This window comes from Acetobacter ghanensis (genome assembly GCF_001499675.1).
In the GTDB taxonomy this organism is placed as follows: Bacteria; Pseudomonadota; Alphaproteobacteria; order Acetobacterales; family Acetobacteraceae; genus Acetobacter; species Acetobacter ghanensis.
In genome coordinates, this window is the sequence record NZ_LN609302.1 from 119,703 (window position 1) to 140,515 (window position 20,813).

The 20,813-nt window shown below is 60.3% G+C and carries 19 protein-coding genes; 7 read left to right on the plus strand and 12 right to left on the minus strand.

Features of this window, described 5'->3' with window-relative positions:
- The 7 genes from fliF to flgG all read right to left on the minus strand — a co-directional run bounded on the left by fliF (nt 1) and on the right by flgG (nt 6,994).
- Nucleotides 1-1,647: a flagellar basal-body MS-ring/collar protein FliF gene (fliF, locus tag AGA_RS00600; protein WP_059022563.1), complete on the minus strand. Its 1,647-nt coding sequence runs from the start codon at nt 1,645-1,647 to the stop codon at nt 1-3.
- A gap of 262 nt (nt 1,648-1,909) precedes the next feature.
- Nucleotides 1,910-2,245, minus strand: a complete 336-nt coding sequence (locus AGA_RS00605; RefSeq protein WP_059022564.1) for a hypothetical protein — start codon at nt 2,243-2,245, stop codon at nt 1,910-1,912.
- Between the two features lie 199 nt (nt 2,246-2,444).
- Nucleotides 2,445-3,341: a MotE family protein gene (locus tag AGA_RS00610; protein ID WP_173568013.1), complete on the minus strand. Its 897-nt coding sequence runs from the start codon at nt 3,339-3,341 to the stop codon at nt 2,445-2,447.
- Between the two features lie 183 nt (nt 3,342-3,524).
- Nucleotides 3,525-4,172, minus strand: coding sequence for a hypothetical protein (locus AGA_RS13900; RefSeq protein WP_059022566.1), 648 nt, complete (start codon nt 4,170-4,172; stop codon nt 3,525-3,527).
- Nucleotides 4,173-4,421: 249 nt separating this feature from the next.
- Nucleotides 4,422-5,174: a flagellar basal body L-ring protein FlgH gene (gene flgH / locus AGA_RS00620; protein WP_059022567.1), complete on the minus strand. Its 753-nt coding sequence runs from the start codon at nt 5,172-5,174 to the stop codon at nt 4,422-4,424.
- A gap of 7 nt (nt 5,175-5,181) precedes the next feature.
- Nucleotides 5,182-6,204, minus strand: a complete 1,023-nt coding sequence (gene flgA, locus AGA_RS00625) for a flagellar basal body P-ring formation chaperone FlgA (protein WP_231945868.1) — start codon at nt 6,202-6,204, stop codon at nt 5,182-5,184.
- A gap of 1 nt (nt 6,205) precedes the next feature.
- Nucleotides 6,206-6,994 carry a flagellar basal-body rod protein FlgG gene (gene flgG / locus AGA_RS00630; protein WP_083503491.1) on the minus strand — a complete coding sequence of 263 codons (789 nt, stop codon included), beginning with the start codon at nt 6,992-6,994 and terminating at the stop codon, nt 6,206-6,208.
- Between the two features lie 354 nt (nt 6,995-7,348).
- On the opposite strand from flgG, the gene flgF reads away from it, so the two are divergent.
- From flgF to AGA_RS00645, 3 genes are all read left to right on the plus strand, one after another.
- Nucleotides 7,349-8,095, plus strand: coding sequence for a flagellar basal-body rod protein FlgF (flgF, locus tag AGA_RS00635; RefSeq protein ID WP_059022568.1), 747 nt, complete (start codon nt 7,349-7,351; stop codon nt 8,093-8,095).
- Between the two features lie 145 nt (nt 8,096-8,240).
- Nucleotides 8,241-9,794, plus strand: coding sequence for a flagellar hook-associated protein FlgK (gene flgK / locus AGA_RS00640; protein WP_059022569.1), 1,554 nt, complete (start codon nt 8,241-8,243; stop codon nt 9,792-9,794).
- A gap of 25 nt (nt 9,795-9,819) precedes the next feature.
- A complete protein-coding gene (locus AGA_RS00645) occupies nt 9,820-10,920 on the plus strand; it encodes a flagellin (protein WP_059022570.1) in 1,101 nt (366 codons plus the stop codon).
- Nucleotides 10,921-10,987: 67 nt separating this feature from the next.
- Here the strand turns inward: AGA_RS00645 and AGA_RS00650 are convergent, their stop codons facing one another.
- Nucleotides 10,988-11,425 (minus strand): hypothetical protein, encoded by a 438-nt coding sequence (locus tag AGA_RS00650; RefSeq protein WP_059022571.1) that lies wholly within the window; start codon nt 11,423-11,425, stop codon nt 10,988-10,990.
- 48 nt (nt 11,426-11,473) lie between these two features.
- Here AGA_RS00650 and metH point away from each other — a divergent pair, with 48 nt between their 5' ends.
- The gene (metH, locus tag AGA_RS00655; protein WP_059022572.1) at nt 11,474-14,980 is read left to right on the plus strand and encodes a methionine synthase; all 3,507 of its coding nucleotides are present in this window, start codon (nt 11,474-11,476) and stop codon (nt 14,978-14,980) included.
- A gap of 24 nt (nt 14,981-15,004) precedes the next feature.
- Nucleotides 15,005-15,358, plus strand: coding sequence for a phosphoribosyl-ATP pyrophosphatase (locus tag AGA_RS00660; RefSeq protein WP_194299277.1), 354 nt, complete (start codon nt 15,005-15,007; stop codon nt 15,356-15,358).
- A gap of 9 nt (nt 15,359-15,367) precedes the next feature.
- On the opposite strand, the gene AGA_RS00665 is transcribed toward AGA_RS00660, so the two are convergent.
- The gene (locus tag AGA_RS00665; RefSeq protein WP_157065261.1) at nt 15,368-16,087 is read right to left on the minus strand and encodes a hypothetical protein; all 720 of its coding nucleotides are present in this window, start codon (nt 16,085-16,087) and stop codon (nt 15,368-15,370) included.
- Nucleotides 16,051-16,848, minus strand: coding sequence for a hypothetical protein (locus tag AGA_RS00670; RefSeq protein WP_157065262.1), 798 nt, complete (start codon nt 16,846-16,848; stop codon nt 16,051-16,053). Before AGA_RS00670 ends, AGA_RS00665 begins: the two co-directional genes overlap by 37 nt.
- A 215-nt stretch (nt 16,849-17,063) precedes the next feature.
- Here AGA_RS00670 and AGA_RS00675 point away from each other — a divergent pair, with 215 nt between their 5' ends.
- Together AGA_RS00675 and purF are read left to right on the plus strand one after the other, a co-directional pair.
- Entirely contained in the window at nt 17,064-17,588 is a 525-nt protein-coding gene (locus AGA_RS00675) for a CvpA family protein (protein WP_059022575.1), read from the plus strand.
- A gap of 46 nt (nt 17,589-17,634) precedes the next feature.
- Entirely contained in the window at nt 17,635-19,122 is a 1,488-nt protein-coding gene (gene purF / locus AGA_RS00680; RefSeq protein WP_059022576.1) for an amidophosphoribosyltransferase, read from the plus strand.
- A gap of 79 nt (nt 19,123-19,201) precedes the next feature.
- Here purF and AGA_RS00685 read toward each other — a convergent pair whose 3' ends face one another.
- Nucleotides 19,202-19,984 carry an acetoin reductase gene (locus tag AGA_RS00685; protein ID WP_059022577.1) on the minus strand — a complete coding sequence of 261 codons (783 nt, stop codon included), beginning with the start codon at nt 19,982-19,984 and terminating at the stop codon, nt 19,202-19,204.
- Between the two features lie 133 nt (nt 19,985-20,117).
- Nucleotides 20,118-20,813 (minus strand): PqiC family protein, encoded by a 696-nt coding sequence (locus tag AGA_RS00690; protein ID WP_059022578.1) that lies wholly within the window; start codon nt 20,811-20,813, stop codon nt 20,118-20,120.

Genomic DNA, 20,813 nt, shown 5'->3' on the forward strand with positions numbered 1-20,813 from the left:
CTAGGCTCCCTTCTTCGGATCCGGGGCCGCCAGCCAGCTCCGGATAATCAGGACAGTTTCATCAAGGTTGTTTTCAAAGCGATCGGCGACCTTATCCAGCGCTTCCTGCCGCAGCTTGCCCTTGACGCCATCCATATCCACCACGGTGCCATCCTCGGCCACGGTGGTACCCGGAGGCAGCATCTGCCCATTGGGACCCATGACCATGCCGCCACCCTCTGCACCCGCCAGCAGTTTTTCCTGCCCTTCGACTTCCTTGGTAACCAGAGTAACCAGACCGGTGCGGCGCAGCATGGGGCGCAGGCCAATAAACAGCGCACCCAGAACCAGCAGAATGGGAATAACCCACTCGGCCACGTAAATGAGCATTTCGCGGCTGAAGTAGTCCGTATGGCCACCAGCAAAGTCAAACCCGCCATCGGGCATGAACCGCATGGACACAACGCGCACTTCGTCCCCACGGGCCTTATCAAAGCCCACGGCGGTCTGTGCCAGCGTGGTAATCCGCTCCAGCTCGGAATCATCGAGCGGGGTCCAGACTTCCTTGCCGCTCTTGTCCTTGGTCATGGTGCCGTCCACCAGCACCGCCATGCTGACACGCGCAACACGTGGGCGCGACTGGTTTACAACCCGGACCCGCTTACCAATTTCATAATTGTTGGTCTCTTCTTCCCGGTCATTGGTGGAACCGGTCTTGTTGTCCTGATTGGCGTTGGCGTTCGGCAGGTTGTTCCCCACCGTGGTGCTGGGGCTGGATTCGGTGTTGACGCTCTTATCCGAACTGGTCTGCTGCGACCGCAGAACCTGCTGGTTCGGGTCATAGCTTTCGTCCGTTTCATGAATTTCGTCTGTGTTCATGGTCACAGCGGCACGGGCCCGCACATGCCCTGCACCCAGCGTGGGCACCAGCATGTCTTCCACCGCCTGCGCAAGGCGCTGCTCCTCGGCGTGGCGCTGTTTTTCAAGCTGCGATTCCTGCCCGGCCAGACTATCCGGGTCACCCGGCTTGACCAGCACGTCGCCCCGCGTATCCACAATGGAGATGTTCTGCGGGCGCAGGCCCGGCACGGCGGCGGCAACAAGGTTCTGAATAGCCTGAATGCCATCGGGCGCCATACGCCCAGCCCGGCCAATATCCAGCACCACACTGGCCTGCGAGGGATTGGTCTCGGTAGAAAACAGGTCTCTGTGCGGCAGAACCAGATGCACCCGCACATTCCGCACACCGTGCAGCAGACGGATGGAGCGCTCCAGCTCCCCTTCCATGGCGCGGGTCTCGTTAATGGACTGCTCGAACTGGGTGCTGGTCAGCGTGCCGCTCTTGTCGAACAGCTCGTACCCGACCGCACCGCCGCTGGGCAGGCCATCCTTGGCAAGCAGCAGGCGGGCGCTGGCAACCTTGTCCTTGGCCACAAAAATGCGGGTGCCGTCCTGACTGGTAGTGAAGGAGATATGGGCCTTGGCGAGGTCATCGGCCATTTCGGCCGCCTCGGTCAGGTCCAGATCACCATAAAGCAGCGCACTGGCCCCACCACCGGCGTAAAAGGCAAAGTACGTCAGCACGCCCAGTAGGGCTGCCCCTGCAACACCAAGCGCAATCTGCTGCGTGCGGCCCAGAGCCTTGAGACTTGTCAGAAAATTTTTCATATGGGAACGGCTACGCTGTCACGATGGAAAAATGGGGAACAACACAACTCTCCAGACGTTTCAGCATCCATATACTCCGCGGCTCCGCCAAACCATGGCCTTGCCATCGCCCTGTCATGCCCGTCAAGGTAAACTGGCTGCCGTATAGCCATAAACACATCAAGGGCCTGTTGTGCCACATTAAAAGTACAACCTTGCAACACCAGACCCACTCCAGCTTTTGCCTTAATCCTTGGGTCCGGTGCGCCAGACGGACCCTGTATTATGGATAATAGGCGTTTGTTGGTGGCGCCTTTTTGACCGACATGTTCAGCCGCTGTGCGTTCTGGTCCTGCGTCAGCCCTGTTGGGCCTTCAGCCACCTCACGCGCTACGTTTGGCATCAGGTCCGGGCGGGCCCAGCAATCCACGCCATTCCAGCTCTGTGTGCAGTAAGGTTGCGGGGCTGGCGGCCGCTCAGGCGGTGCACACCAGTCCTCCCCTTCCTGAATATAACCAGCGCTGCACTCCCGCCCCGATATTTTGCTGGCAATGTGGTCGGGAGAACACCCCGCAACCACCAGAACCAGGGCCACCATCACTCCGCGCCTGATCATCATGCCTTCCTGTTCCCGTCCTTCAAGCTTTTACGCGCACCCTCGTACCCGAACTGGCTGACATGGGTGCCAATGTCGCCATGCCCGGTAACCGGGCCGTTTATGCCAGATGACGCCTTATTTTAAGTCACTTCCCAAGCAAATGCGAGACAGTAGCCAGCCTCGCCCGGAAAAAAACGATGCGCCTTAAAAACGGTACACCTTACTGGGTCGTTGACTGCTGAGAAGACTGAGCACCCCCACGCGTTCCTGCTGCCGGGGCTGGCGGTGTAACAGGTTTGGCCCACCATGTGGCCGTCCCCACGTTCTGCGCGACCCGGTCCCCACCATCGCTCCCATCGGGCGAAGACGCATGGAAGCTTCTGATCCCCGCCATGAACTGGGAAATCAGGTTCACACGCTCGGGCGACATGTTGCCCATAATGGCAGAAACCTTACGGGTATTCATTTTGCTCGCCACAGCCACCAGCACATGAATATCCATAATGTTAAAGACTGCCGCCGCCTCCTTGGGGGGCATATCCTCATAAATCTTGACCAGCCGGTCCGTCTCGGCGTCCATCACCTCACGGTGGGCTGCCTGCTTCTGCTCCAGCGAGGCAAGGGACGCATCCAGCGTGTTCATTTTCTGGTCCAGTACGGCGCGGGCTGCGTTCAGCACCTGCTTCTGCTGGTCCAGTTGCTGCTGCTCGCCCGCAATGGTGGACTGGCGGGCCAGAATGTCCTTAACCAGATCCGCCTCAGCCTTACTCACATCCGGGTCCGGGTCGGGGCCAAGCGTGCTGCCTGCCTTAACCTGTGCGCAGGAAATACCCTTGGAGCAGTCATCCCCCGCGCCAGCACCCTTCTTTTTGCTGCTGGCTGGGTCGTTCACTGGGGGGGACATATCCGCCGCTTCGTTGGGGTCCAGAACAGACACCCAGCCCTCCAGCGCATCCCGGTCGCTTTTGGTTTTGCTAACCGAATCATTAACCGCGGGTGCACTTTCGGCCGCAGCCGCATGTGCCACGGACATCAGGGGTTGGGGGCCTGTGTCCGCGCTATCGTCCTTCATATGACCGGCAATGGTGTGAATGTTCATAGCCAGAAGAAGAGTCATCAGGCTTGATGAAATATGCACAAGTTTCCCGAACGACAAACGGGGTATCAGCATCACAACCTACGACATCTCTTCACAAAAACAATCTGGCAACCGGGCATGGCGGACTAACCGGACCATATCCGGGGCGCGTAGCCAGCCACGCACCCCACCCAACGCCCACACCGCGGGCCAGAATGGGCTTTACGCCGGGTCGGGCGCACCCATAAGGGAAGCGTGGCCATCTTCCGTTTCCGCCGAGGAACGCATGACCTGATCCACATCCCCCCAGACCGAGCTTTCCGTGCTGGAAGACTTGGCGGACTCCGTAGTGGCGGACTTGGCGGGCGTTGCGGCCGGAGCGGGCTTGACTTCAACCTTGACCGGCTTGGCGGAAGCTGGCGGTGCGGACGGGGCCGCAGCAGCAGGGGCCACAACCGGGGCGACAGGCGCTGCGGGAGCAGCCGGAGCCGCGGCAAAAGCAGCCGTGGTAATTCTGAAGTCGCCAGTCAGTTCCGCACCCTGATGGATGCTGCAACCACTGACCCCTTCAAGGAACAGCGTGCAGTTCTGGATTTTGGCGGTGCCGGTGGCAAAAAAGCGTTTGGCGCGGATGGTAACATTTTCCGCCGTGCCACGAATGACCACTTCATCGGCTACCAGTTCCCCGGCAACCACGCCACTTTCCAGAATATCAACAATCGGGGCCTGCAACTGGGCGCTGCGTACCGTGCCACCAATAGCAATGGGGGTATCGGTTTCGCACTTCAGGCTGGCAACATTCAGCCCCTGAACAAGTATCGTCTGGTTAGGCTCGGCCAGGGTGCCGAATGTGTTGTCACCGTTGTTCATGCTTATCTCCCGTGGTGTTACCTGCCGACTGCGCCAGCATCGCCATATCTGCGCGATTGAGTTACCGCCAACCCATCTGGCCGTTGTTCCCTGCCCGGCGCTGATGGCCATGCAACACACAGAAAACAGGCATTGCACAACTTGTTGAATGGGGTGAATTGAACCGTCATGTCAAGTTATGCGTTAGGGATTGCCCCCACCTTTTTGGCACCGTCATCATACCGCAACACAAACCGTGGCCCATCCACCCTAGAACGGTAGAACGTTGTCCAGAATCTGCTGCCCGTACCGGGGGGTCTGCTGCTTGGTCAACTGGCCACGCCCACCGTAGGAAATGCGGGCCTCGGCAATGCGGTCGTGGGTTACGGTGTTGTCTTCCAGAATATCCTGCGGGCGCACGACGCCGCTGACCATAAGCTGGCGCAGCTCCCCGTTAATGCGCACTTCCTGACGAGCGACCACCACAAAGTTGCCGTTAGGCAACACCTGCGTAATGGTGCCAGCCAACGTAACCGTTACGGCTTCCGTCCGGCGGATGGTCCCGGTCCCGGCGTTGGCGCTGGCGCTGCTCGTATTAAGCGCATCAGACTGGGTAATGTGCGAAAGCCCCTTACCCTTAAGCCCGAACAGGCTGGGAATACCAAAGTCTTCCGACCCGCTGGAGGAGGCGGAGGTATCGTTGGTAACGTCAGCCGTATCCGCAATTTCGACCTTAATGGTCAGCAGGTCCCCAACCTGTGAGGCGCGCTGATCCTTGAAGAAGGCGCGGCTCCCCGGCCGCCACAGGCTACCAACTTCCGTAGGCGGCGCCTGAAGCGGCGGCATGGGCATGGTAACGGGCCGGTAATCCGGCGTTTGCGTTGGGTCGGACGTACGGGTCATGCGCGGGGGATGCCCGATCTCGCTCATGTCAGCCAGTCCGGAGCAGGAGGCAAGGCCCAGCAATCCGACCATAAGGGCGCCAGACAGACGGTGTTGGGTCAATAAGAGTCTCCAAGTCATTCAGCAACTACCGGGGGTAAGTGCCGCCCTGCCCACCGGAGCGGGAGGACGAAGAGATGCGGCGCAAGGCATTGCCGTCCGATGGCATGGCACCGGAGGTGGTGTCCACCTCCATTTCGGACCCATTAACAACCCGCCCGACCAGAATCATTTTACTGGCAAGATTGAGCGCATGGACATACTGGCCAGCCCCTCCATCCTCCAGCGCGCGCCCTGTGGCGGACAGCCGCAGACCGGGCGAGGTATAGGTAAGCATGATGGGGTCACCCTTGTGCATGACAATTGTCCGCCGCAGGTCCCGCTCCAGAACAGGCTCATCCACCATAACACTATGCAGGAGGGTCATACCCTCCACATCCGTATCCCCCGTATAGGCCCGCGCGGCCGCACGGCCGGTATAGGCGTCATCCACACGCACATCCGCCGCCGTAAGGACCGACCCGGCCGACAGCGCATGGGTATAGACCAGCACGCGCCGGGCCGCATGGACAATACCAGTCAGCAGGAACGAATCCTGCGTAATGTCCCCCAGCGGGTGGCTACGGTACACGGTGGCGGAAAAACGCCCACTCTTCTGATCCCAGTCCAGATCGGACATGACAACAGGCTTGGGGTCGTCTGCCGCAACCGTCATGGGGTGGAAGTCCCCCAGTTCGACCGTTACCGGGCCCTCACCCAGATCAGGCAGGTTCTGCTTGACCAGTTGAATAAAAAAGTCGCGGTCCAGCACGCGGCCAGCACGCGTTATGGTGGCCTGCGCCGTAGCGGACTGGTCCATCCAGTCCACACCATACTGGTCGGCAATGGCAATAAGCTGCCGCCCGCCAACCACAAAGCTGTTGCCGGGCAAGGGAGCTGGCCCCAGCACACGGTCCTGCCCCGGCTCCAGATCCATGAACAGGTCTGAAAGCCGGACCGAATCCGACGTTACGGTTGTGGCCGTGCGCAGGGTTGCGGCAAAGGCCCCCATAGGCTGCAACACCGCAAGAACAGCAACCAGCACTGGCAGTATAGCTGCCCGCAGGGACATATTATTTCAGATTCGTAAGCGTCTGAAGCATTTCATCAGAAGCGGTGATGACCTTACTGTTCATTTCATACGCGCGCTGTGCGGTAATCAGGTCCGTAATTTCGGTCACGACGTTAACGGCCGATTCTTCCAAAAAGCCCTGCCGAATATCACCAAAGCCCGTGCTCTGCGGCGTACCTGTAATGGGGTCGCCCGAGGAGGTGGTGGAGGTAAACAGGTTCTGCCCCATGGCGGCCAGACCGTTTTCGTTCTGGAAGGTTACGAGCTGGATCTGCCCGGCAACCTGCGCGGTGGTCTGGCCGGACAGGGTGTACTGCACCTGCCCGCTCTGATCGACCGTGATGTTTTCCGCGTTGTTCGGCAGCGAAATATCGGGGCTGAGCGGATAACCGTCAGCCGTCACGATGGTCCCGTCGTTAGAGAGCGAGAACGTACCGTCACGCGTGTAAGCGTATTCACCCGATGGCAGGGTCACGCGGAAGTAGCCGCGCCCTTCAATGGCCAGATCGAGCGCATTGCCCGTCTGCTCCAAAGTGCCCTGCTCGTTAATGCGGTAAATACCTGCGGTACGAACACCAAGACCCACCTGCGCACCGGACGGAACAAGGTCCCCGGTGTCCGAGCTCATGGTCCCCGCGCGGCGCATGTCCTGATAGATAAGATCCTGAAACTCCGCCCGACGCCGCTTGTAGCCTGTGGTCGTCATGTTGGCGATGTTGTGGGAAATCGTCTCGACGTTCGTCGTCTGGGCCTGCATGCCCGTCGCGGCGATATCAAGGGAACGCATCATAGGATGACAAGCCTCCGGGTGTGCCTTGCGCCATGCTCACCCCGACAGCGCAGGATGATGGGGCATGGTCGGGAAATTACATGGCCGTACGCACAGTCAGCAACTGCCACACCATGTATTGCTCAAAACAGGTAAGACGACAGCATGGCCATTGCAAGAGGTTTTGTCTGGCCAATTCCTTACCACTTATACATTAAGCCACGTTTTGTTGTATATGCCACACATCCACTGTTGCTGTATTATGGTCAATCCAATAGATTTCTGGCACGCAAGACCATGTTCAGGCCGCATGATTCGGGGCCTGTAAGCCCCTGCACGACCCCCGTTGCATCCATCCGCCGGAGTTAGAAACCTATGGACAACACGACTTATATCGCCTTGTCCCGCATCACCGCGCTGACGCATGACCTTGAAGTCACGACCAACAATCTGGCCAACGCCAACACTACGGGCTTCAAATCCTCACGCGAGCTGTTTTCTGACTACATCGTCAAACAGAAGGACATCCACGGCCTGCCCGGTGGCCAGACGGAAGCCTACACGCAGGACCGCGCCACGTACCAGAACCACGAGCAGGGTCCGTTGCGCCAGACCGGAAACCTGACCGACTTTGCCATTAATGGTGAAGGATTTTTTGCCGTGCAGACCACGCAGGGCGTGCGGCTGACGCGCAACGGCCAGTTCCAGCGCCGTTCCGATGGCACCATTGTGGATATTAACGGCAACCCCGTGCTGGACCGCTTCCAGCGTCCCATCGTTATCCCGCGGGAGGACGATGTGCTGTCCGTTGCGTCCGACGGCACCATTTCCACGCAGGATGGGGCCATTGGCACCTTTGACCTGATGACGGTGGACAACCTGAACACGCTCCAGCCCGAGGGCAGCTACCTGCTCAAGCCCACAACCCGCACACGGGTTCTGCCGCACAAGGAAATCCGGCAGGGAATGCTGGAGAGCAGCAACGTCAACGCCATTACGGAAACCACCCGCATGGTGGAAATCCAGCGTGACTATGACCTGAACTTCCAGCTTGTGCAGACCGAATCCACCCGCCGCAGCAATGCGATCGAGAAAATTACGCAAGACCCAAGCAGCAGCTAACGCGGCAGGCACGCCTTAAACTTTTGCAGGCCGCGTTAACCTTCTAAAAACCAATGCGGCATAAGACTTCTTTAACTGCCGCCTCTTGGCTGCTATCTTTTACCCTCTTTTCGTAACAGGCCGTGACGGACGGGCGAGGAACACAATGGACCTAGGATCAGCTCTATCAATAGCCTCGAGCGGGCTGAACGGGATTGAATACCAGTACTCCGTCATTTCCCAGAACGTCGCCAACTCCAGCACCGCAGGCTATGCCAGCGAAACGGCCAGTGTAACCTCCGCTGTTGCAGGCAATCAGGGCACGGGCGTGCGTATTGGGCAGACGGTGGTCAATGTCAGCCCCTACCTGCAATCCTCGCTGTACACCCAGAACGCCAAAGTTGCCGCCCTGACCGCGTCCAGCAACTCGCTCGCAGCCGTTGAATCCGTACAGGGGTCCACCTCCTCGGATTCCGGCTCGACCGAAACCCTGTCCGACCAGTTGGGCAACGTGCAGACCGCACTGACCTCCCTGACATCCACCCCGCTGGAAAGTTCGGCTCAGACGGCAGTCATTACAGCCGCAACGTCCCTTACGGACACCATCCACACCCTGTCCTCCACCTATGCGCAGGAACGGCAGACGGCGGAAGACACCATTGTGTCCACCGTGTCCACCATCAACCAAGACCTGACGCAGATCGGCCAGCTTTCCAAGCAGATCATGGCGCTGAAGGCCGTTGGCACCGATACGTCCAGCCTTGAAAACAGCCGCCTTGAGGTCATGAACGACCTCTCTTCTCAGGTCGGCGTCAAGTTTACCGAAACCTCCAAAGGGGACATGCTTGTCACCACCGAGGATGGCACCTCCCTGCCAACCCGGCCGGATCAGGTTGGCCTGAGCGACAGCTCCGTTACCCTGCCCAGCAACACGTGGCCGCTTTCCGCCACGGGTGGCAGCAGCACGGCCAACACCACCCTGACCGACTCCATGTACTACAAGGCGGGGGATTCGGATTCCGCCATTGCGGGCATTACGGTTGCGGATGGCAAAACCACCACGGGTACGGATATTACCTCCGACCTGACCAGTGGCACGCTTGGCGCCAACATTACCCTGCGGGACACAACCTACCCCACAATGCAGGCGCAGCTTGATTCGTTCTCTGCAACGCTCATCAACCGCTTCAGCGCTGCGGGCATGTCCCTGTTCACCAGTTCCTCGGGCAGCAGCACGATTGATACGTCAACCGGCTCCTCGCTCACGGGGCTGTCCGATGGTATTCAGGTTAGCTCCTCCTACTCGGACGATCCGTCCACCCTCGCCCCCAGTGGCAGCGTGACGCTGATTAGCGACGTACTGAGCACGACCTTTGGCACCTCCTCCGACGATGTCAGCGGTTCTCTGGCTGCCCCCACAACCGGGCTGGGCGCAAGTGGCACCCTGTCCACCGGGTATAGCGGCACGCAGGGGCTGGTGGCCCTTGCCTCCGCGCTGACATCCGATCAGGGGGCCACCATCAGCACGGCCTCCACCAACCTGACATACGCCTCGGCGGTGCAGACAACGATCAGCTCCAAGGTCACCAACGTCTCTGGCGTGGACGTTAATACCGAGATGGCCAAAATCGTTGCCCTGCAAAACGCCTATACGGCTAATGCCAAGATTATCTCATCCGTTCAGACGATGTTCACCGCGCTTCTTGACGCCATCAACTGATCTTAAGATAGGGAGACAGACTTAAATGAGCACTTCTATCGGACAGTATGGCGCAAGTGCAGCAAGCCTGATTCTGGCAGCAGGCGTGCAGCAGTTGACGGATACCCAGACCACTCTGGCCTGGCAGACTTCCAACGACGGCATTATTTCCGACACCTACGCAGGTCTTGGCACGGCACGCTCCAGCGTGTTCCAGCTCACGCCCAAGATCACGCAGGTTCAGTCCTGGCAGTCCAACATTACCAACGCCCAGAACAGCCTGAGCGTGACATCGACAGCGCTTGAGCAGATTGTCTCCCTTGCCCAGACCATGGCCGCGAACCTGCTGAGCATTTCGGGCACAACGGAAGCCTCCACCGTGTCCACCACGGCCTCGGAAGCCTCCAGCACGCTGGATCAGATTGCCACGGCGCTGAACACCTCCACGGGGTCCAGCTATGTGTTCGCCGGGCAGGACTCCACCGAGGCACCTATTCAGGACCCGTCCGATGTGTCCACCGGTTCGCTCAGCACCACCATCGCCAACGCGCTGAGCACCCTGAGCTCCGGCGGCAGCGTGAGCGATGTGCTGACAGCAGCTACCGAGGCCATGAATTCAGACACCACCCTGTTCTCCTCTACCATCTCTACGGCGTCATCTGATGGGACGGCCTCCCTCACTTTGGCGAACAGCCAGCAGACCAGCACCGTTACGGGGGATAGCACCTCCACCACGTATGGTATTGTGGCCACACAGGGCAGCACGTCGGATGTCTCCGACACCTCGACCGGCTCCCCCATCAAAGACCTGATTCGGGATATGATGCTGATTTCGGGCATGAGCGGCATGTCTTCCAGCAGCACGGGCTATTCCGACCTTGTCACCCAGTTGCATACGTCTTTGGTCAACACGACCAACCAGATCATCAACATGGAAACAACGGTTGGCGCGCAGCAGAATGCCCTGACCACCCGCTCCACCCTGCTGACCAACACGACAACAGCGTTGGAAACCCAGCTTTCCAACGCCCGCACGACCGATATTGCAACCGTTGCTGTCCAGACCACCAACGTGCAGGACAGCCTGAAGGCATCCTTCATCCTGATCTCGGACATGAAGGATATGACTCTGGCCAACTATATCTAACCCAGAGTCTGGGCCACCTTTACGCATTCTGGAACAGCCTGCTGGCCTCTGCCATCAGGCTGTTTTTTTATGGTTGCAGCGCGTAAAAAGACGACAGAAAGACCGAAGATTTAAGCTGGCTCTTGTACGCCTTCACCAGTTCGGGGGGGCATACCACCACCATAACATCCAGCGGCTCCCCACCATTGCGCACCCGGCTTTGTGCCTGCGCTAACAAAAACTGGTCCAGCCCGCCGCGCCCCACGCAGCACAGGCAATGCCCACCGTGGGCGGTTCCATCCTCCTCAACCCCATGCCACTCCAACGCGCAACGCCACCCGGCCATTTGCGCAAGGTCGGGCTTTGGCCCGGCAAACACCACACCACCTGCGTTCTGCCACTCCGGCCCCTGTGGCGCATGATCCAGCACAAAAAGCGGCACGCGCCCCCCTGCTTTTGCGGTGGAACACGCATGGCGGTGGACAGTGTTGCCTCTGTCTGGAATAAGGATGTGGCTTTGGCCCATTCCTGCGGCTGAGGCTTGTCCTCCCCACTATTCCGGTCTTGTGCTGTCATGTCTTCTCGTCTGCCGCTTCTTGATGCCCTGCGTGATCAGGTTCTGCTCTGTGATGGAGGGATGGGCTCCCGCATCCAGATGTTGGACCTTGATGTCCAGCGTGACTACTGGGGACAGGAAAACTGCACCGAAGTCCTGACCCTGTCACGCCCTGAACTGATCCGTGAGATCCACCGCGGCTATTTTGAGGCCGGGGCGGACATGGTGGAAACCAATACGTTTGGTGCCTCCCCCATTACACTGGGTGAATTCGGGCTAACAGACCGCACGCGTGAGATTAACCGCGCCTCCGCCATTTTGGCGCGTGAGGCAGCGGATAGCTTTGCCGATGGCCGCCACCGCTACGTGCTGGGGTCCATGGGGCCGGGCACCAAGCTGCCCTCCCTTGGCAATATTGATTACGACACCCTTGAAGCCGCTCTGGCCGAGCAGACCCGTGGCCTGATTGAAGGCGGCGTGGACGCGGTGTTGATTGAAACCTGCCAGGACACGCTCCAGATCAAAGCGGCCGTGAATGGCGTAAAAATTGCGCGGGCTGAAGCGGGCGTCAAACTCCCCATTTTTGTGCAGGTTACGGTAGAAACCACGGGCACCCTGCTGGTTGGCCCGGACATTGCCGCTGCCGCCACGGTTATTAACGCGCTGGATGTGGACCTGCTGGGCCTGAACTGCGCCACCGGCCCGCAGGAAATGGCAGAACATGTGCGCTGGCTGGCCGAAAACTGGCCCCGCCTGATTTCCGTCCTGCCCAATGCGGGCCTGCCCGAACTGGTGGACGGCAAGACGCACTACCCCCTCAGCCCCGAAGACATGGCCACATGGGTCGAGCGCTTTGTGCAGGAAGACGGCATTAACATGACCGGCGGGTGCTGTGGCACCTCCACCCCGCACATTGCCGCGCTAGACGCCATGCTGCGCCGCCGGGCGGAAGCCACAGGCCGCCACCGCCCTGCCCCTGTTGCACGCACGGCCGTATGGGTGCCCTCCGTCGCCAGCCTGTACTCACAGGTGCCCCTGCGGCAGGAAAACGCCTATTTCTCCATCGGGGAACGCTGCAACGCCAACGGCTCCAAAAAGTGGCGCGAACTGCAGGAAGCGCACGACTGGGATGGCTGCGTAACCGTAGGCCGCGAACAGCTGCGCGAAGGCTCCAACGCGCTGGACATCTGCACCGCCTTTGTGGGCCGCAACGAGCGGGAGGAAATGGATGAGGTGATCAAGCGCTTCACCTCCTCCGTAAACGCCCCGCTGGTGATCGATTCGACCGAAACACCGGTCATTGAGGCCGCACTCAAGCTGCATGGCGGCAAGCCCATCATCAACTCCATCAACTTTGAAGATGGTGAAGGCCCGGCAGCAGACCGGCTGACACTGGCGCGCAAATTTGGCGCAGCCGTTGTGGCGCTGACCATTGATGAAGACGGCATGGCCCGCAAGCCCGAGGACAAGCTGCGTATTGCCAGCCGTCTGGTGGACTTTGCCTGCAACAAATACGGCCTGCCCCAGTCCGATCTGATGATCGACCCGCTGACCTTCACCATCGCCACCGGGGCGGAGGATGACCGCAAGCTGGGCCAGTGGACGCTGGAAGGCATCCGCATGATCCATGAGGCCTTCCCCGATATCCAGATCGTGCTGGGCCTGTCCAACATCTCCTTCGGGCTTAACCCTGCGGCCCGCGCGGTGCTGAACTCGGTTTACCTCGACCACGCCATTAAGGCGGGTATGACGGCGGCCATTGTGCATGTCTCCAAAATCCGCCCGCTGCACCTGATCGCCCCCGAGGAAGTCAAGGTCGCCGAAGACCTGATCTTTGACCGCCGGACAGATGGGTACGACCCCCTGCAAGCCCTGCTGGCCATGTTCGCAGACCGCAAGGCGTCCGATGCCGTTAAGCGCAAACAAGCCGAAACAGCGGAAGAACGCCTGAAAGACCGTATTGTGGATGGCGACCGCAAGGGGCTGGAAGCCGACCTTGAGGAAGCCATGCAGACCATGGCCCCGCTGGACATCATCAACACCGTGCTGCTGGACGGCATGAAGGTGGTGGGCGAGCTGTTTGGCGCGGGCAAAATGCAGCTCCCCTTCGTGCTTCAGTCCGCTGAAACCATGAAGGCCGCCGTGGCATGGCTTGAACCGCACATGGAGCGGGCCGAGGGCCAGCAGCGCGGTACCATTGTGCTGGCCACCGTTAAGGGCGATGTGCACGACATTGGCAAAAACCTTGTGGACATCATCCTGACCAACAACGGCTACCGTGTGGTCAACCTTGGCATCAAGGTGCCTGTGGCCGACATGATCGACGCCGCCCGCAAGGAAAAAGCGGACGCCATTGGCATGTCCGGCCTGCTGGTGAAGTCCACCGTGATCATGCGCGAAAATCTGGAAGAAATTGCCCGCGCAGGGCTGGATACGCCCGTTCTGCTGGGTGGCGCCGCGCTAACCCGCAATTATGTGGAAGAAGACTGCGTGGCCGCCTATGCCCCCACCGGGCGCGTGGCCTATGCGCGCGATGCGTTTGACGGCCTGACCCTGATGGACCAGATCGCCCAGAACGGGTTTGACGGGTATCTGGCCGCCATTCAGAAACGGCGGGAAGGCAAGGCCACCCGCAAAAACGCCCGTACGCCAGAAGCAGCGGAAACACGCGGTTACGGCCCCGTGGACAAAGCCGAGGTGCGCATCCGCCGCGAACGCCTGACGGCGGACGAACCCCGCCTGACGCCCCCCTTCTGGGGTGCAAAGGTACTGGAAGCCACGCCCGAGGCCATTCTGCCATTCCTGAACGAACGCGCGCTCTACCAGTTCCAGTGGGGGTTCCGTAAACAGGGCCGCTCTTTGGATGATTTTCTGGTCTGGGCGCGGCAGGAGCTGCGGCCCATTCTGCAACGTATGCTCAAGCTGGCGGCGGATGAGCAGATCCTCAAGCCGCAGGCCTGCTACGGCTACTGGAAAGCAGCGGGGGACGGCAACGACCTTGTTCTGTTTGAGCCCGACGGCACAACCGAGGCCGCCCGCTTTGCCCTGCCCCGCCAGCCCCGTGCGGATGGCGAATGTATTGCCGACTTCGTGCGCGACATAAACGATGCCGAGCGCGATGTGGTGGGCCTTCAGGTTGTGACCGTGGGGCAGAAAGCCTCCGACATTGCCCGCGACTGGTTTGAGGAAAACCGGTATCAGGACTACCTGTACCTGCACGGCCTCTCGGTCGAAATGGCGGAAGCCATGGCCGAATACACCCACAAGCGTATTCGCGCCGAGCTGGGCTTTGCGGCGGAAGACCCGCGCAATATGGATGACCTGCTCCAGCAGGGCTACCGTGGCTCGCGCTATTCCTTTGGTTACCCGGCCTGCCCACGGCTGGAGGAACAGAGCAGCATTCTCGACCTGCTGGATGCACGGCGGATTGGCGTCTCCCTGACCGATGGGGACCAACTCCACCCCGAACAGTCCACCTCGGCGCTAGTCGTGCTTAACAAACATGCCAAATATTTTACGATCTGATTAAGCGGGCATTGACCTGCCGGGATGGTGCAGCGCATCATCCCGCATATGGTTTATTCCCGCCCGCATGTCGTGCCTCCTCTGACCCCAAAGCGTAAGGACCTGTATTTGCAGGTCGGGCAACACGCCACAGGCTGCACAACCGCGTTTATTGATGGCAGGCGGGCAGACCTTGTGCGCGAGAGCGCCTTATTCCTCCACACACTGGCCTCCCTATGGGAGCAGGACGCGGTGGACGATACGGATGTCTGGACCGAACTGCTGCGGCGGGTAGAGGTCTCGGACCTGCTCCATAAGCTGAACCAGCCTCCTCACCGCAAAAAGAAGAACGGCCACCCCAGCAGGCCGTGGCGCGTAACCACCAGCAAGCTGCCTTAAGCACTCCGTTCAGGGTGTTGGTGTGTCTGCGCCCTGTTGCATTGGTGCGGGCAGGCAGGCCTTGCGCGCGTACACCGTGGCAAAATGGTCCGTATAAAGCCGCTCCCATGCAGGGTCCTGTGCCAGATGGGCGTTAAGCGGCCACGCGGGGGCTGCAAACGTCCAGCAGACGGCATACTGGCGGGCGATCGTGTTAAAATCCGCATCATGGCCAAGCAGTGCGTCAAACATGGATAACCGGAACGCCTGTGGGAACAGCTCTGCCCGTCCATCCAGCAGCGGCGGAATGTGGCGGAAAATCAGATAACCTCCAAGCGTGTCATCGTTAAACACGGGCTGGGCCTGCAAGGCTGGCGGCACATGCTGCAACGCCACCTCCGCACCACCAACGGGGCTGACCGGCAAAGGGAAGCGCACCCGTAACCCCAGCACCCCAAGCGCCAGAACCAGCACCCCACAAACCCGCAACCAGACAGACCTGCCCCCCTGCACCGCGCCACCCTGCGACACAGAGGGAAAGCTCCGCCGCAACGCAGGCAGAAGCAGGAACGGCCCCACCGCCCCCGCCACCAGTTCGTGCCTCTGGTGGGTTATGGCCTCATAACCAAGGCAGACCACGGCCAACGCCGCCGAGCGGGACAGCACAATGGAGCGCGTAAGGCTGGCGTACAGCAGCACAAGCAGTGCGACCTCTATCGGCTGCAACCGCGAAAAATCGGGGGGAGCCACTCCCGAACACCTTGGTAGCGCATGGGATGGAGGAGATGATCCAACGGGAAGAACGCGCCATGCACGCCAGAGGGATTGATGCAGACCGCCACAAGGCAGAGCAGCAGGAACATGGCCCATCTGCCCGCATTGGCCAGCGTGTGTTGCCGCGCCACCTGCACCACGGCACAGCCCAGCGCCATAATGCCACCCAGCACAAAGCTTCCGTGCATGTTGCACCACGGCACCAGCGCCAGAGCGGTCCATAACGGAGGGGGCGTGTTGTCATCCATCGCGCGCAGCAGCAGGCTGCTCCACCACGTAAGAATAGGCAGAACCAGAATATGGGGCCGGGCAAGAATTTGCGGTATCATGCACACAAAGGCCAGACTACAGACCAGCACGCACACAGGCAGGGCAACGCATTGGCTCAACCTGCGGGCAATGCACCCCATGGCAAGCGCCACGGCTGCGGCTGTCAGCAACGTCAGCCCCAGATACCCTGCCAGAGCATAGGCGGCCGCCAGTACAACCTCGGCCAGCCACTCATGGTCCAGCCAGGGGTGCCCCGCAACGGAGCGTGTAAACGGGTCTGTCATGGGGACGGTATGATGGGCCATCATCCACTGCCCCGCCGCCATATGCCACCACGTATCCGCATCCCGCAGGGAGAGCGGCAGGAACAGCACAACCGCCCCCACACACAGCATGACCAGAGCGGTAAAATTCGGCCTGTTCCCCAATACCCGAGAAAGTGCTGGCTTGACGAAACCCTGTGGCATAGTAACTCCAAAGCAGGCTGGAACAGACTCCAGACCACAGCGCATATGCCACCAAAGCCCGTGCTGCACAGCCCGTAGCGTAGAATATTCCAGCGCAGACAATATGAGACGTGTTGATTTTTACCCAGACCGGACCGCACAGGCCAGCGCATTGGGCAGGCTAGGCAGAACACCGGCCATAGCGGCCAGCCCCATAGGCCTGTAAACCCGTATTCATGGCAGCCATAGACGCAATTTCCCTCATTATTGTGGCCCTCTCCACCCTGCATGGGCTGTGGCGCGGCTTTACCCAGCAGGCACTGGGGCTGCTAAGCTGGGCAGTGGCTATTTTGCTGGCGTTCCGCTTTCATGCCGTGCCGGTGCCGTGGCTTTCCCGCTTCATTCATTCCCCCACCGGGTTGCAACTGGCCAGCTTTGCGCTGGTGCTGCTGTTTTTTCTGGTTGCAGGCTACCTGCTGGCCGCCGCCATTGTGCGGATGGTGCGCGCCACACCGCTGGACGGGCTGGACCGCACGCTGGGCGGGCTGTTTGGCATAGCGCGGGGAGCGTGTGTGGTTGTGTTGCTGTTCATGGCCGGGCAATGGCTTTTGCAACCCGAGGACATGGCAGCCATAGAGGCCAATGGACGGCTGACCCCTTATATTCGCGCCGCAGCAACCCATATCCACCCTTATCTGGTGGAATTTGACGCAAAAGGGGTTGCGCCAAAGCGTTCAACAGGTCATGACGCCACCTTGTAATCCCCATACGGCCAGTACCAGCCATTTGCGGAGGCCCTGCGCGCTTATGCACCCCCATTCCACGCCGTCCGTTTCCCTCCCCGATCCTGTCCGTGCGGACGAGGACCACCTGCAAGAGGAATGTGCCGTTTTTGGCATATGGAACGCCAAGGACGCAGCTACTCTGACAACTCTGGGGCTGCACGCCCTCCAGCACCGCGGGCAGGAAGCGGCTGGCATTGTCTCCTTCGACCCGGCTCATAACCGCTTCAACTCCCACCGTGGGCTGGGGCTTGTGGGCGATGTGTTTAGTGATTCGCGCGTAATGGCCACGTTGCAGGGCACACGCGCCATTGGTCACAACCGTTACGCCACAACAGGGGCCACCCTGCTGCGCAATGTGCAGCCCCTGTTTGCCGAGTTCGCCTTTGGTGGGCTGGCGGTGGCCCATAACGGCAACCTGACCAATGCTGACACGCTGCGCCGCGAACTGATCCGCCGTGGCTGCCTGTTCCAGTCCACCACGGATACGGAAGTATTCGTGCACCTGATTGCCATCTCGCTTTACGCCACGGTGGAAGACCGGCTGATTGACGCGCTCAAGCGTGTAACCGGCGCGTATTCCCTCGTCGTCCTCTCGCAGGATGCACTGATCGGTGTGCGTGACCCCATGGGCGTGCGCCCACTGGTGCTGGGCAAGCTGCCGGGCGAAAACGGCAAGGAAGGCGCATGGGTTCTGGCATCCGAAACCTGCGGGCTGGACATTATTGGCGCGGAATTCGTGCGCGATGTGGAACCGGGCGAACTTATTGTCATCAATGATGACGGTATTCGCTCCCTGCGCCCGTTCGGGGATACGCAGCCGCATTTCTGCGTGTTTGAATACATCTACTTTGCCCGTCCGGACTCCGTGCTGGAGGGCCTGCCGGTCTATAACGTGCGCAAGGAAATCGGGCGTGAGCTGGCGCAGGAAAGCGGGGTTGAGGCCGATGTGGTCGTGCCTGTACCCGACTCCGGCGTGCCTTCGGCCATTGGCTATGCGGAGGCCAGCGGCATTCCGTTCGAACTGGGCATTATCCGCAACCACTACGTGGGCCGCACCTTTATTGAACCCACCGACCAGATCCGGCATCTGGGCGTTAAAATGAAGCACTCGCCCAACCGCCCGATTCTGGACGGCAAGCGCGTTGTTCTGGTGGACGATTCCATTGTGCGTGGCACCACATCCCGCAAGATCGTGGACATGGTGCGTGCGGCCGGGGCCAGCGAAGTGCATATGCGCATTTCCTCCCCCCCCACCAAGCACTCCTGCTTCTACGGGATTGATACGCCAGAGCGGAGCAAGCTGCTGGCTGCCCAGAACGACCTGAAGAAAATGGCCGAGCTGATTGGCGTGGACAGTCTGGCGTTCATCTCGCTCGATGGGCTGTATCGCGCCATGGGGCATGAAAGCCGGAGCGCCAGCCGCTCCCGCTACTGCGATGCGTGCTTTACCGGCGAATACCCCATTGCGCTGGTTGACCACGATGCAGAATACGGCCCCGGCACGGCCTGACCACCGGCACCCAATACAGCATAAAAAAACCCGCCAGAGGCACACTCTGGCGGGTTTTTTGTAGGGTCTGCACCAGCCCCTAGCGGTACACCATCCCCCCATCAATCAAGATCGACTGGCCGGTAACATAGTCGGAATCCGGGCCTGCAAACCATGAGACAAGACAGGCCACATCATCGGGGGTTTCAGCCCGGCCAAGGGCAATGCCATCCACAAACTTCTTGTACGTCGCGCCCACGGGGGCACCAGTCAGGCTGGCAAATTCCTTGTCAATTTGCACCCACATATCCGTGCCCACAACGCCGGGGCAGTAGGCGTTTACGGTAATGCCGTGGCAGGCGTACTCCTTGGCGGCCGCCTGCGTTAGCCCACGCACGGCAAACTTGGTGGAGGAATACACACCCAGCAGGGCATAGCCCTCGTGCCCGGCAATGGAGCAGGCGTTAATGATTTTGCCTTTACTTTTGCGCGCAATAAACTTGGCGGCCGCAAGCTGGATGCCCCACAGCGTGCCTTCCACGTTAATACGGTAAATGCGCTGCACTTCCTCCGGCGTCACATCCGCCAGCGGCTTAATCTGGGCTATGCCTGCGTTGTTGACCATAATGTCAAACCCGCCCAGCGTGGCTTCCGCATGGTCAATGGCTGCGGCCACCTGCGCGCGGTCACCAATATCGGCCACAAAGCTGGTGGCCTTGCGACCCAGTGCCTCAATTTCCTTAACCACTTCTGCCAGACGGTCCTCTCGGATGTCCACCAAAGCAATATCGGCACCATCCTTGGCCAGCCGCAGCGCAATGCCACGGCCAATACCCTGACCACCGCCAGTAACCAGCGCCACTTTTCCTGTAATATCCGCCATGAGACTTTCTCCCGCGTGATGGGACACTGGGCGGGCGTCATGCACCCCCATTCAAAACCATCACCCAAAAAAACAGCCCCTACACACATGTGCAGGGGCTGGTAGATAACGCCAATCAGAGCTGAAAGTTGGCCTAGCCGTGTTTGGCATGAGGTGTGGACGCATCCGGCGCAGGCGTGGAAGCACTGGGGGCCTCGGGCGGGAGCAGACGGATCTGCTGGGCCGCCACATCCGCCAACTGGCCCAGCAACTGGCTTAGCCCTTGCACCATGGCCATGGTGCTGCCCGCTGCATCACCTTTCAGGCTAACACGCTGGAGCGTACCCGGCCCATAGGGCGCGCCTGCGGCGGCGGGCTGCACAGCCAGCAGGGCATCCAGCTCCACCATGCCAGAAGGCCCGGTGGAAAAACGGCTGATGGACACATCCACATACACCTGCGGGTCTGCCGCAGCGGTATCATTCTCCACAAACACACCTGAGCCGGGCAGGCGCTGGGCCAGATCCCCCGCCAGTGCGTGGCCGATCTGACCCGCGAGGGAATCGCTCCACGCATCCGTTGCAGACAGGCTTAGCTTGTAACCGCTATCCGCCGTTACAATCCGGTCCCGGTCCAGACCGGAGGCAATGCTGGGCAGGCGCACCTCCACAAAACGGGGCCCCCCTGCCTGTGCCTGCCCCGGCACAACCGCCAGCGTGTAAAGCGAAGGCCCACTGCTGGCGCACCCTGCCAACGTAACGGCCAAAAGCCCCAGAGAAGCCCCGCCAGCCAGAACATTACGGCGGGAAAGACCAGCCCCAGCCGGTCCGTAAGGTGTAACGCGAGCCAT